The organism is Pseudomonas sp. TH21 (assembly GCF_016651025.1).
GTDB classification, from domain to species: domain Bacteria; phylum Pseudomonadota; class Gammaproteobacteria; order Pseudomonadales; family Pseudomonadaceae; genus Aquipseudomonas; species Aquipseudomonas aylmerensis.
The window spans coordinates 4,196,907-4,209,735 of the sequence record NZ_JAEKEQ010000001.1; the positions used below are offsets into that span (position 1 = coordinate 4,196,907).

Sequence of the window (12,829 nt, forward strand, 5' to 3'; positions counted from 1 at the left end):
CGTCAAATCTTTTTTGAAAAAAATTCATTTTATTTAAGGGGTTAGGCCAATTTGCAGACCAAGCGCCTTTGCCCTCACGGCTTGGCATGCGAGAATGCGCGCACTTTTCTTCCCCCTCTCGATGGTTAATCACGCGTAATGACTGCACAACTTATCGACGGCAAATCAATCGCCGCCAGCCTGCGCCAGCAGATCGCCAAACGAGTCACCGAGCGTAGCCAGCAAGGCCTGCGCACGCCTGGCCTCGCGGTGATCCTGGTCGGCAGCGATCCTGCCTCTCAGGTTTATGTCTCGCACAAGCGTAAAGACTGTGAAGAGGTCGGCTTTATCTCCAAGGCCTACGACCTGCCTGCCGACACCACCCAGCAGGCGCTCACCGACCTGATCGACGGTCTCAACGATGACCCGAGCATCGACGGCATCTTGCTGCAACTGCCGCTGCCTGAGCACCTGGACGCCTCCAAGCTGCTCGAGCGCATTCGCCCGGACAAGGACGTCGACGGTTTCCACCCGTATAACGTCGGCCGCCTGGCCCAGCGCATCCCGTTGCTGCGCCCGTGCACCCCCAAAGGCATCATGACCCTGCTGGAAAGCACCGGTGTCGACCTCTATGGTTTGGACGCCGTCATCGTCGGCGCCTCCAACATCGTTGGCCGCCCAATGGCGATGGAGCTGCTGCTGGCCGGCTGCACCGTCACCGTCACCCACCGCTTCACCAAGGACCTTGCCGGCCACGTCGGCCGCGCGGACCTGGTCGTGGTCGCTGCCGGCAAGCCGGGGCTGGTCAAGGGCGAGTGGATCAAGGAAGGCGCGATCGTCATCGACGTCGGCATCAACCGCCAGGAAGACGGCAAGCTGGTCGGCGACGTAGTCTACGAGACTGCCCTGCCCCGCGCCGGCTGGATTACGCCGGTACCCGGCGGCGTTGGCCCGATGACCCGTGCCTGCCTGCTGGAAAACACCCTGTACGCGGCAGAGTCGCTGCACGACTAATAACCAGCCGTGCTGAAAAAGCCCTGCCTTATCGCAGGGCTTTTTATTGCCCGCAATAAAACCTGTTTTTTCTTTGTTTTTAAGTACTTTCGTCTGGTTTTAGAAGAACATTCGACAGTCTCTCGTCCATACTCCTAAAATGTAACGGCATTTGTCATATAACCCGTTTCACAACGGTATTTCCTTACTTTTTTAGCGAGTTCATCCGCGTGAAAATTCGTCTTTCTATTGTCAGCCTATTGTTTGCGTTCACAGGCACCTTCGCGCACGCCGCCGAAACCACCCAGGCCCCGCGTGATACGTCCAAACTGCAAATTGCTTCCGGCAGCGCCATGCTGGTGGATCTGCAGACCAACAAGGTCATCTATTCCAGCAACCCCGACGTGGTGGTGCCCATCGCCTCGGTGAGCAAGCTGATGACCGGCCTGATCGTGCTTGAAGCCAAGCAGAACATGGATGAATACATCGACATCAACATCACCGACACCCCGGAGATGAAAGGTGTTTTTTCGCGCGTGAAGATCGGCAGCCAGATGCCGCGCAAGGAAATGCTGCTGATTGCCCTGATGTCCTCGGAAAACCGCGCGGCCGCGAGCCTGGCGCATCACTATCCGGGCGGTTACGCGGCCTTTATTGCCGCCATGAACGCCAAGGCCAAGGCCCTGGGCATGACCAGCACCCACTACGTCGAGCCGACGGGCCTGTCGATTCATAACGTGTCGACCGCCCGCGACCTCAGCAAGCTGTTGGCGTATGCGCGCAAATTCCCGATGCTCAGCCAGCTGAGCACCACCAAGGAAAAGACCGTAGCGTTCCGCAAGCCCAACTACACCCTCGGTTTCTCCAACACCGACCACTTGATCAACCGCGCCAACTGGGACATCAAGCTGACCAAGACCGGCTTCACCAACCAGGCCGGCCACTGCCTGGTGCTGGTGACCAGCATGGGTAACCGCCCGGTATCGCTGGTGATCCTGGATGCCTTCGGCAAATTCACCCACTTCGCCGATGCCAGCCGTATCCGCAATTGGGTCGAGACCGGCAAGAGCGGCTCGGTGCCGGACGTGGCACTGCGCTACAAGGCCGACAAAAACCTCAAGAACCGTCCGAACGCGGCAGAAGCCAGTCGTTGACCGCACCTTGATGTGAGCGCTGTCTTGTGGGGGCTGGCTCGTGTGGGAGCTGGCTTGCCTGCGATAGCATCACCGCAGTATCACTGCTCCCCCTCAGTGCCCGCATCGCGGGCACGCCCGACTCCCACGCAAGCCGGTTCTCACTGAATGCTTGCGGTTAGTTTTTTTCCGCCAGCACCTTGAGCGCCTGCGCCGCGGCCTGCTCCTGCCCGGCCTGGGCCGTGGCGTTGGCAGCATCTCGCCAGCGCTGAGCGTCGACATTCGCCGGTAACTGGCTTGGGCGCTGGATGAGGATTGCCCAATGCCCGGCGCTGCTCCACTTCGATTCAAAATCACTGAAGCTCATCAACAGCCGCCGGTCCATGCCTGAGCGCAGCAGTATCGTGCTCTTCTGCTGGTTGAACCCGACCACGACCACGTAGTGCGCGTCAGACCACAGCCCGCCGCCAATGCGCGCCATCACCGGGTAACCCGCCGCCACTTGCGCCAGCACCGCCGTCAGCTTGGCATCCAACGGGTACACCATCAGGCCGTACTCACGCGCCAGTACCTGCATGTTGCGTTCAAGGTCGGCTTCACCGCCCGGCAAGTGCAGCGGCTTATCCAGCAAGCCCGGTGTCATGACAATGCCTTGTTGCGACAGCATGCTGGCTAAAGCCGTAGGACCGCTCTGATAAGCCTCGCTGCGAAATGTCGGCACGCCATTGAGCTCGACCCGCTCGGGCAGGCCCGGCAATTTCGAGGGGTGGCTGGAACAGGCCGCAAGCCCTATGGCAACAGCCAGCAACAAAGAGGTTTTAACGTTCGAGCGTAACCGCAATTTTTTACTCTCTTGATCAATGGCCGTTGAAGGCCCTGATCATAGGACGCTCTGCCACACGGGTATAGCCCACAGGCGCAGTAAAGGGTCAGTGATAGAGCAAAGAAGTTGGTTGGACACGACCATTGGTCAATAGCAGGCAACCGCCAGATAGCTAGACTGTCCATTGAGAAGACTGTGTGTGCCCCCTGAGGGGCGAAAGGAGGCCCGAATGAGCCTTGCAACGACGATTTTCCTGTTGATCTGCGGTTGGCTGGCGGTAGCCGGCGCCATGTTGTGGGGGGTGTTGCGCATCACCCGTCGGCACCATCACCCCCACGTCAAACCCGCGGCACCCGCCAAGCCTCACAAGGCCGCGGTGCGCCACGCCTAGCCAGGCATGCAATTGAAGTCCTGAGTGGCAGCAACCTCCTTGCCGTGACCATCCTTGAGCGAGGCGCGCACGGTAGTGCCCAGGCTCGATTCGACCAGGGTGTAATGCTCACCGGCCTTGAAGTTTTTATATTCGACACGCCCCTGGCAATCCTGCTGATTGTCGTCGCCCGGCTCCTCCTCGAATAACGTCACATCCAGCCGATGATCCCCCGGGGTCACCTCGAAGAAGCGTCCGTCATCCACACGCTTGCCGTCCACGCGCTCGGCCATCAGGTCGTTCGGCGCTTCCTCCTTCAAACCAATCCAGGCTTCGCTCGGGTCAGCCTTGGGGATCGGGCCGGCACACGCCGACAACAACAGTACGGCACCAAGGGCAGGAATCAACAACAGCGGTTTAAGTGACATGGCAGGGCTCCAAAGGACATCAGTAAAAATACGCGGCGAAAGGTGTCGCCTCCGATGGGCTACAAGCTTGGGGAGCCATCCTTTGTAGAACAAATGAATACATATGAAACGATCTTCAGCCCTTAACTAAATGTTCCTTCACCTGGCTGAAAGGTGCGTGTTAGGTGGGTCGGGCAAGACTGCCGGGGTTTGCAATCCTGCTCCTCTGGAGGTTCACGCATGCTCGGGCTGGTAAAGACCGCACTGCAAAAGCCGTACACGTTTATCGTGTTGGCCATATTCATCTGCATCATCGGGCCGATGGCGGCCCTGCGTACCCCCACTGATGTTTTCCCCGATATCGGCATCCCCGTGGTCGCCGTGGTGTGGCAGTACAACGGCCTGTCACCGGACGCCATGGCGGGCCGGGTGATCTACACCTACGAACGCTCCCTGAGCACCACCGTCAACGACATCGAACACATCGAATCGCAATCGCTGCCCGGCATGGGCATCGTCAAGATTTTCTTCCAACCGGGCGTCGACATCCGCACGGCCAACGCGCAAGTGACGGCGGTTTCACAAACCGTGCTGAAGCAGATGCCACCGGGCATCACGCCGCCGCTGATCCTCAACTACAGCGCCTCCACGGTGCCGATCCTGCAAATGGCGTTCTCCAGCCCCAGCCTCTCGGAAGCCAAGATCCGCGACCTGGTGCAGAACAACATCCGCCTGCCCTTGAGCGCCCTGCCCGGCCTCGCCATGCCCACGCCAATGGGCGGCAAGCAACGCCAGATCACCCTCGACCTCGACCCCCAGGCGCTGGCTGCCAAAGGCTTGTCGGCACAGGACGTGGGCAATGCCCTGGCCCTGCAGAACCAGATCATCCCGGTGGGCACCGCCAAGCTCGGTCCCAACGAATACACGATCCTGCTCAACAACAGTCCCAAGGCGATCGACGAGCTCAACGACCTGCCGATCAAGACTGTCGACGGCGCGCTGATCACCATCGGCCAAGTGGCCCACGTGCGTGACGGTTCGCCGCCGCAGACCAACATCGTGCGCGTCGACGGCCACCGTGCGGTGCTGATGCCGGCGTTGAAAAACGGCAGCATCTCGACCCTGTCGATCATCGACGGCATCCGCCAGATGCTGCCGCGCATCAACGAAACCCTGCCGCCGTCGCTGAAGACTTCGCTGCTCGGTGACGCCTCGGTATTCGTCAAGCAATCGGTAGGCAGCGTGGCCCAGGAAGGCATCATCGCCGCGCTGCTGACCAGTGCGATGATCCTGCTGTTTCTCGGCAGCTGGCGCTCGACGCTGATCATCGCCGCGTCGATTCCGCTGGCGGTGCTGTCGGCCATCGCGCTGCTGGCAGTCAGCGGGCAGACCCTCAACGTGATGACTCTCGGCGGGCTGGCGTTGGCCGTGGGGATCCTGGTGGACGATGCCACGGTGACCATCGAAAACATCAACTGGCACCTGGAGCAAGGCAAGGCGGTGAAGACCGCGATTCTCGACGGCGCTGCGCAGATCGTCGGCCCGGCGTTTGTCTCGCTGCTGTGCATCTGCATCGTGTTCGTGCCGATGTTCCTGCTGCAAGGCATCGCCGGCTACCTGTTCCGGCCAATGGCGCTGGCGGTGATCTTCGCCATGGCCAGTTCGTTCATCCTCTCGCGTACCCTGGTGCCGACCCTGGCGATGTTCCTGCTCAAGCCGCACGTGCCGGAGCAAGGCGCAGGGCATCATCCGGAAGACCAATTCATCAACCACCACGAAGGTGAGCAGCACCGCAAGCCACGCAATCGCGCGCTGCAAGCGGTGTTGAATTTCCAGCAGGGATTCGAGCGTCACTTCTCGAATATCCGCGACACCTACCACGGCCTGCTGCTGTTGGCGCTGGGCAATCGCAAGCGCTTTATCGTCGGCTTCCTGGCCTGTGTGCTCGCCTCGTTCCTGTTGCTACCAAGCCTGGGCCAGGACTTCTTCCCGGCCACCGATGCCGGCGCCCTGGCGCTGCATGTGCGCTTGCCACTGGGCACGCGCATCGAAGAAAGCGCGGCGGCCTTCGACCGGATTGAAGCGCGGATTCGTGAAGTGATCCCCGCTGAACAGCTGGACACCATCGTCGACAACATCGGCATTCCGCTGAGCGGCATCGACATGGCCTACAGCAGCAGCGGCACCATCGGCCCGCAGGATGGTGACATCCAGGTCACCTTGAAAAAGGATCACGCGCCGACCGCCGACTTCGTGAAGAAACTGCGCGAAGCCCTGCCGCAAAGTTTCCCCGGCAGCCACTTCGCGTTCCTGCCGGCGGATATCAGCAGCCAGATCCTCAACTTCGGTGCGCCGGCGCCGCTGGACGTGAAGATCTCCGGGCGCAGCGATGAAGAAAACCGCGCCTACGCCGTGGAGCTTGAGCGTCGCCTGCAGCATGTACCGGGCATCGCTGACCTGCGCATCCAGCAGTCCACCGGTTACCCGTCGCTGCAGGTGAATGTTGATCGCATGCGGGCCAATGGCCTGGGTATCACCGAGCGCGACGTGACCAACAGCATGGTCGCCTCCCTCGCCGGCAGCTCGCAGACCGCGCCGACCTTCTGGCTGAACCCGGCCAATGGCGTGTCGTATTCGATTGTCGCCGCGACCCCGCAGTACCGTCTCGACAGCCTGCCGTCGCTGGAAGCCTTGCCGGTCACCGGTGCCGATGGCCAGTCGCAGATCCTCGGCGGCGTGGCGAGCATATCGCGCGTGCAAAGCCCGGCAGTGGTGACTCACTACAACATCGAACCGACCCTGGATTTGTACGCCAACGTCCAGGGCCGCGACCTCGGCGGCGTCGCCCGCGACGTGCAGAAAGTGCTGGATGACACCGCGTCCATGCGCCCCAAGGGTGCGGTGATCAGCCTGCATGGGCAGATCGACGCGCTGCATGAAGCCTTCAGCGGCCTGAGCTTCGGCCTGCTCGGCGCGGTGGTGCTGATCTACCTGCTGATCGTGGTCAACTTTCAGTCCTGGGCCGACCCGTTCGTGATCATCACCGCGTTGCCGGCGGCGCTGGCAGGGATCGTGTGGATGCTGTTCCTCAGTGGAACCTCGCTGTCGGTGCCGGCCCTCACCGGCGCCATCCTGTGCATGGGCGTGGCCACCGCCAACTCGATCCTGGTGGTGAGTTTCTGCCGCGAACGCCTGGCCGAACATGGCGACGCCCTGAAGGCGGCCATGGAGGCCGGCTACACGCGCTTCAGGCCGGTGTGCATGACCGCCCTGGCGATGATCATCGGCATGTTGCCGCTGGCCATTTCCGAGGAGCAGAACGCCCCGCTCGGCCGGGCCGTGATCGGTGGCTTGATCTTCGCCACCATTGCCACTTTGTTGTTTGTTCCCGTGGTCTTCAGCCTGGTCCACGGTCGTCACTCTACTCGCGCAGCTGCTGGAGAAACCCCACATGTCGTCTGATCACAAACCCTCGCGCAAGCGTCTGATGCTCATGGGTGTCGGCGGCCTGACACTGGCCGCCCTGTTGGTCGCCAACGGCCTGCATGCCCGCACGATGCACGAACAATCGGTGACCGCGTGGACCGAAACCGCCGCCATCCCGCAAGTGATGGTGTTCCAGCCGCAGCAGAACGCGGCCGGTGACACCCTGCGCCTGCCCGCCCACCTCGACGCCTGGAGCAAGGCGCCGATCCATGCCCGGGTCAGCGGTTATTTGAAGGACTGGAAAGTCGACATCGGCAGCCAGGTCAAGGCCGGGCAAGTCCTCGCCGAAATCGACAGCCCCGACCTCGACCAGCAATTGGCCCAGACCCACGCCCGCCTGATCCAGGAACAAGCCAACGCGCGCCTGGCAGAAACCACCGCCACGCGCTGGCAAAACCTGTTGGCGAGCCACTCGGTGTCGCGCCAGGAGGCCGATGAAAAATCCTCCAACGCCGCGGCGGCCAAAGCCAACGCCGAGGCGGCTGCAGCCGATTACGCACGGCTGTCGGCCCTGGAAAGCTACAAGACCATCCGCGCGCCGTTTGCCGGCACCATCACCGCCCGCAATACCGATATCGGCCAGTTGATCAAGGCCGATACCGACAGCGATCCGGAGCTGTTCAACATCGCCGACACCCACCAATTGCGCCTCTACGTGCCGGTGCCGCAGAACTACGCGGCGGTCATCCACCCCGGACTCGAAGCCGAACTGACGGTGCCCGAGCACCCTGGCGAGCACTTCAAGGCACGCCTGATCGGTGACTCTACCGCCATCGACCGCCGCTCCGGCACGCTGCTCGCGCAGTTCGTCGCCGACAACCCCAACGGCGAATTGCTGCCCGGTGACTACGCCGAAGCCACCTTGCCGATTCCAGCGGATACCCATGGTGTGAGCATCCCGGCCAGCGCGCTGATCTTCCGCGCCCAAGGCACCCAGGTGGCGGTGCTGGACGCACAGAATCACGTGCACTTGCAGGACATCCATATCGGCCTCGACCTCGGCGAGCGCCTGGTGATCGATCAAGGCCTGAAACCCGCCGACCGCATCGTCGACAACCCGCCCGACGCCCTGCGCGAAGGCGACCCGGTGCAACTCGCCGATGCCTCCGGAGGTGCGCATGCGCCCAAGGCTTAAGCCCCTCGCGGCCCTGATGCTGCTGGCGTTGCAAGGTTGCTCGATGGCGCCCACCTACACAGTGCCCACGGTGGACCTGCCGGCCGGCTACCGCGAGCAGACCAGCGACGGCCCGTGGCACAGCGCGCAACCGTCCGATCAATTGGCTCCCGAATGGTGGAAGCTCTACAACGATGCACGCCTGGATGGCCTGCAACAGCAACTGCTCAAGGCCAACCCGGACCTGGCGGCAGCGCTGGCGCACTTCGATGCGTCCCAGGCGTATGCCAGCCAATTGCATGCGGGGCTGTTCCCGCAGATCACCACCAGTGCGCAGCCGTTGCGCCAGCGTCAATCCGACTCGCGACCGCTGCGCGGCGACACGCAGCCTTCGGTGTACAACAGCAACACGGCAGGATTTTCCCTGAGCTACGACCTCGACCTGTGGGGCAAGATCCGCAACCAGGTCGCGGCCGGTGATGCCCAGGCGCAAGCCTCCGGCGATGACCTCGCGGTGGCGCGGCTGAGCCTGCAACATCAACTCGCGAGCCTGTATGTGCAGCTCAACGGGCTGGATGCACAGAGCCGGATTCTCAACAGCTCGCTGGAGGATTTCAGCCAGGCCCTGCAACTGACGCGCAGTCGTTATGAGGGGCAGATCGCCTCCGAGCTGGACCTGACCCGCGCGCAGAATCAACTGGCCGAAGCCAAGGCGCAACTGGATGAAGTGCGCGGGCAACGCAACCTCACCGAGCATGCCATTGGGGAGTTGGTGGGGGTGGCGGCCAGCAACTTCACGTTGCCGCCCAGCAAGCAGTTGATTGCCCTGCCGGGGATTCCGTCGCAGCTGCCGAGCCACCTGCTGCAACGGCGTCCGGACATCGCGGCGGCAGAACGCCGGGTGTTTGCCGCCAATGCGAATATCGGCGTGGCCAAGGCAGCGTGGTACCCGGATTTCAGTTTGACCGGGCTGATCGGCGGCCAGACGCAAGGGGTTGGCAACCTGCTGTCCGCTGGCAATCGGTATTGGGCGCTGGGGCCGTTGGTGAATCTGCCGATCTTTGATGGCGGACGCCTGAGCGCCAATGAACGCCAGGCCAAGGCCGAGTTTGAAGAGGCCTCGGCGCAGTACCGCAGCCATGTATTGAAAGCCGTGCGCGAGGTGGAGGACAACCTCGCGCAACTGCGGGATTTGCAGCAGGAAGCACAGGATGAGCAAGCAGCGGCGGATGCGGCGCAGCATACCCAGGCCCTGGCGATGAACAGCTATCAGGCGGGGGCGGTGAGCTACCTGGATGTGGTGACCGCGCAGACGGCGGCGTTGCAGGCACAGCGGACATTGCAAGCGGTGCAGACGCGGCAGTTGCAGGCGAGCGTGGGATTGGTGACCGCGTTAGGCGGCGGCTGGCAACCCGGCGCCTGACTGATCGCCTCCCTGTGGTGAGCAGACCTGCCCTGCATTGACTGTGGTGAGCAGGCTTGCCCTGCATTGCTGTGGTGAGCAGACCTACCCTGCGTTGCCTGTGGTGAGCAGGCTTGCCCTGCGTTGGGCTGCGAAGCGGCCCCCAATCCAGACATGAGTTCTTTCAGCAAGAACCTCAGCGTCTTTACTGGGGCTGCTTCGCAGCCCAACGCAGGGCAAGCCTGCTCACCACAACAGCCGACTTCGAGTTCGGCGACGAAGATTGTGTCGTGCCCTGCTCCGCTGTTGCAGGTGAGCGTGGGGCTGGTGACGCGTCAGGCGGGGCCTGAGCGCTTCCCTGTGGTGAGCAGGCTTGCCCTGCGTTGGGCTGCGAAGCGGCCCCAATCCAGACATGAGTTCTTTCAGGAAGAACCTCAGCGTCTTTACTAGGGCTGCTTCGCAGCCCAACGCAGGGCAAGCCTGCTCACCACAACAGCCGACTTCGAGTTCGGCGATGAAGAGCGCGTCGTGCCCTGCCCCGCTGTTGCAGGCGAGCGTGGGGTTGGTGACGGCGTTAGGCGGCTGGGAACCCGGCGCCTGACAAGCATGATGAGGTAATGAAATGTAAAAGAGGCCTCACTAACCATTACAAAGGGAGGCTATGAAAAATGCATTATCAGTCCAGAGCTTCGGCCTCGTAAATTTCATGCTGATCCGCAATAATGTCTAACGCTCGGTGAAGCATTTTGTGAACTTTTAGATGTTCCGCGCGTTTAATTTCACCTCTAGTTGCTGAAGTCTGGTCAACATAGGACCAGATATAGGTCTCCCCCGCACTAGCCTTTATCCCTATAGCCCCAACCCGATACAAGCAAGACAGTAGACTTATCAGAACATCTGACTCTTTGATTCCAGAAGCCCCGTAATACTTTTTAACCATTACCACGCACGGATCAACTACTTTTCCGTCATCTAGAGAAATCATGACTTCTTCTAACCTTGCCTCTTTGATCATAGACTTAGTAAAAGTCGCTTTAACACCCCGAATAATCTCGACCGTATCGTCAAAGCTAGGATATATCTCACCCCACTCTTCCTTTAATGATTTAAGTCTCTTCCCAGAATACTGAGCCTCCGCGGCCAGTAGGGCTCTCCAAGAAATACGTTCCCGCTCAGACGCAATCAAAAAGCTTTCGTTGACAAACTGCAAAATATCTCTTGGCCGACGAAGAGTACGCTCTATAATAAAGTCCATAGAAGTTTGCCCACCACCTTTCCGGGGCTTAGGAAAAACATCATCAAACGTTACTAAGGCTTTTGTATATTGGCTCTTGAAAACTTCATTAATTCTAAGCTCAACTAGCCTAGTCAGCTCTTCGGGAGACCAAGTCAAATTCAAAATATACGACTCATATTTTTCCTCCTGAAAACCAGAGTCTCGAGTCATATCAAAAACAAGATCAAGTAAATCCTTTCTAAGCGCGGCAATTATCTTAATCTGCCGAATTTTCCGAAACGTCTTTATCTCCTCAATCAAAGCTCTAATGAAACGAACTCTGGTTTCTGTGGCAGCCCACTCTTCGTCCAACTGATCAATTAGCAAATAAAACTTTTTTTGCGGATCAGAGAATGAATACTCAGAAAGAAGGTCTAAAACTTCATTAAGCTTTTTAATCTGAAGACCACTAACGACTTGGCTAGCCCTCTGTCTTATTTCGATCTTCTCTCCTTCGCTAAGCTTTTCGACACCGGCGTAAGTCAAACTAAGACCGGAATACGCAGCTCCGATAGACGCCTTGGTGTCAGATTCTAACTTCTTCGTAATCTCCTTCAGATGCTCCTCTGTATCCAGCCAAAACTTATTACCCCACTCATTGAAATACTCAATTGCCTTCCTCTTAGCGAGATCTCGACTAAAAGAGTTCAATAAACTTTCGACAAAGCCCCGACTATCACATTCTGACTTTATATCATATCGAAGCTTTAAAAGTTCAACAGTTAATACATGCCTCCACAACAGCCGATAAAACAAGTCCAGCTTAATCCCTAAAGCATCAAAAAACTGAATAATATCCGAATACTCTAAAAACCTGATTGAGATATCATTCGGATCAAGTTTTACAGATTTTTGCGCTGTAGCTGCAACCTTATAAAGCAGAGCGCTTTTCCCAGACCCAGTCCTTCCAAGAACAATCGACTCAGGGGAGTCAACATCTAATAGCTGTCGTAAATATCCATTATCAACAAAACAACGGCTTAGCAACTCTGTATCAGCCTCAGCATCCAGTGCGCCAACTCTTAGATTTCGAGATATTTTTATTTTCTTCTCGTCCATCACTACCCCCTGCCCATAAGGCGATAAGCCACTATAGACCGCAACACCAATAAAGCCATTTTTCGGAATGATTTTCTGCACACACAAATGTTTCAAAAAATTTTGAAGACTTTCTCGCATGAGAAAACATGATTTTGCATTTTCTACAATCGCGCTTTTGAGTGATTTTAGAACAAAGATTCCAAGCTCCAAAGGAGCGATTTTTCCGACAAACTTTTAGGCTTGCCGCTTGGAATCCATATCCCCAATCTTCGTCAGTCGCTGCCAATTCAGCGACCGGACGTGAGAAATCCGAATTATTCCATTGGCCCAAAAGCGCTCACCGTATACAGTGCAGGCGCTTTTTCTGTGCTCGATGTTATGGCGGCTGTGCGCGGGCACGCTTCGGCGTTGCCGGGTTCCTGAAGGCTTGGTTTTCTCACTCAGCGTACAGCTGCCACCCACTGTCCTTGAGAAAGACTTGGTGGTAGCCCTTAATTCTCCAGGAACTACAATCTTCATCAAAGACAGCCCAAACCCGCCCTCAGATTCAAACCTCCTCTTCACCCTTCGCCCCGACTTCGACACCGAAACCCTGCTGGTCAATGCCTCCCAGGATCTCGATTCCATCAATGCCATCGCCGCGAACCTGGCGTTTGAAATTGAAGGACCACAACGCAATGTAGTGCTGGGGATTTGTCGGATGGTCGAGGGAGTTCGACTGTCGGTGGATCGAGTAGTAGATGGCACCAGCCAGGCACGGAAGCAGTAACAGCGTCTCCTGTGTTGATCATTCCCACGCTCCGCG

General features: G+C 58.8%; 10 protein-coding genes. 7 read left to right on the forward strand and 3 right to left on the reverse strand.

All coding sequences use genetic code 11. The features are described from left to right. Positions 1 to 138 precede the first annotated feature (138 nt). Both folD and pbpG read left to right on the forward strand, forming a co-directional pair. The gene (gene folD / locus JFU04_RS18460; protein WP_106803348.1) at positions 139 to 993 is read left to right on the forward strand and encodes a bifunctional methylenetetrahydrofolate dehydrogenase/methenyltetrahydrofolate cyclohydrolase FolD; all 855 of its coding nucleotides are present in this window, start codon (positions 139 to 141) and stop codon (positions 991 to 993) included. A 209-nt stretch (positions 994 to 1,202) separates the two neighbouring features. Next, entirely contained in the window at positions 1,203 to 2,126 is a 924-nt protein-coding gene (pbpG, locus tag JFU04_RS18465; protein WP_065901174.1) for a D-alanyl-D-alanine endopeptidase, read from the forward strand. A gap of 157 nt (positions 2,127 to 2,283) precedes the next feature. Here the strand turns inward: pbpG and JFU04_RS18470 are convergent, their stop codons facing one another. Beyond that, positions 2,284 to 2,946, reverse strand: a complete 663-nt coding sequence (locus tag JFU04_RS18470; protein ID WP_201145267.1) for a C39 family peptidase — start codon at positions 2,944 to 2,946, stop codon at positions 2,284 to 2,286. A gap of 211 nt (positions 2,947 to 3,157) precedes the next feature. Here JFU04_RS18470 and JFU04_RS18475 point away from each other — a divergent pair, with 211 nt between their 5' ends. Next, positions 3,158 to 3,319, forward strand: a complete 162-nt coding sequence (locus JFU04_RS18475; protein ID WP_162946106.1) for a hypothetical protein — start codon at positions 3,158 to 3,160, stop codon at positions 3,317 to 3,319. On the opposite strand, the gene JFU04_RS18480 is transcribed toward JFU04_RS18475, so the two are convergent. Beyond that, on the reverse strand, positions 3,316 to 3,726 hold the full coding sequence (locus JFU04_RS18480; RefSeq protein ID WP_065901180.1) for a PA0061/PA0062 family lipoprotein: 411 nt from the start codon (positions 3,724 to 3,726) through the stop codon (positions 3,316 to 3,318). The genes JFU04_RS18475 and JFU04_RS18480 overlap by 4 nt on opposite strands. A gap of 219 nt (positions 3,727 to 3,945) precedes the next feature. Between JFU04_RS18480 and JFU04_RS18485 the strand changes: the two genes are divergently transcribed. The 3 genes from JFU04_RS18485 to JFU04_RS18495 are packed head-to-tail and all read left to right on the forward strand — an operon-like array spanning position 3,946 to position 9,728. Further along, on the forward strand, positions 3,946 to 7,167 hold the full coding sequence (locus JFU04_RS18485) for an efflux RND transporter permease subunit (RefSeq protein ID WP_201145269.1): 3,222 nt from the start codon (positions 3,946 to 3,948) through the stop codon (positions 7,165 to 7,167). Next, the gene (locus JFU04_RS18490; protein ID WP_106803346.1) at positions 7,157 to 8,326 is read left to right on the forward strand and encodes an efflux RND transporter periplasmic adaptor subunit; all 1,170 of its coding nucleotides are present in this window, start codon (positions 7,157 to 7,159) and stop codon (positions 8,324 to 8,326) included. The genes JFU04_RS18485 and JFU04_RS18490 overlap by 11 nt, the downstream gene beginning before the upstream one ends. Further along, a complete protein-coding gene (locus JFU04_RS18495) occupies positions 8,310 to 9,728 on the forward strand; it encodes an efflux transporter outer membrane subunit (RefSeq protein WP_201145271.1) in 1,419 nt (472 codons plus the stop codon). The genes JFU04_RS18490 and JFU04_RS18495 overlap by 17 nt, the downstream gene beginning before the upstream one ends. Before the next feature lie 655 nt (positions 9,729 to 10,383). On the opposite strand, the gene JFU04_RS18500 is transcribed toward JFU04_RS18495, so the two are convergent. After that, positions 10,384 to 12,234, reverse strand: a complete 1,851-nt coding sequence (locus JFU04_RS18500; protein WP_242485917.1) for a P-loop ATPase, Sll1717 family — start codon at positions 12,232 to 12,234, stop codon at positions 10,384 to 10,386. Positions 12,235 to 12,502: 268 nt separating this feature from the next. Between JFU04_RS18500 and JFU04_RS18505 the strand changes: the two genes are divergently transcribed. Beyond that, on the forward strand, positions 12,503 to 12,793 hold the full coding sequence (locus JFU04_RS18505) for a DUF6124 family protein (protein ID WP_207200667.1): 291 nt from the start codon (positions 12,503 to 12,505) through the stop codon (positions 12,791 to 12,793). Positions 12,794 to 12,829: the final 36 nt, after the last annotated feature.

Coding starts and splice junctions, on each gene's coding strand:
- JFU04_RS18490 (WP_106803346.1), top strand. CDS start 7,157: ATGTCGTCTGATCACAAACCCTCGCGCAAGCGTCTGATGCTCATGGGT.
- JFU04_RS18480 (WP_065901180.1), bottom strand. CDS start 3,726: ATGTCACTTAAACCGCTGTTGTTGATTCCTGCCCTTGGTGCCGTACTG.
- JFU04_RS18475 (WP_162946106.1), top strand. CDS start 3,158: ATGAGCCTTGCAACGACGATTTTCCTGTTGATCTGCGGTTGGCTGGCG.
- folD (WP_106803348.1), top strand. CDS start 139: ATGACTGCACAACTTATCGACGGCAAATCAATCGCCGCCAGCCTGCGC.
- JFU04_RS18485 (WP_201145269.1), top strand. CDS start 3,946: ATGCTCGGGCTGGTAAAGACCGCACTGCAAAAGCCGTACACGTTTATC.
- JFU04_RS18495 (WP_201145271.1), top strand. CDS start 8,310: ATGCGCCCAAGGCTTAAGCCCCTCGCGGCCCTGATGCTGCTGGCGTTG.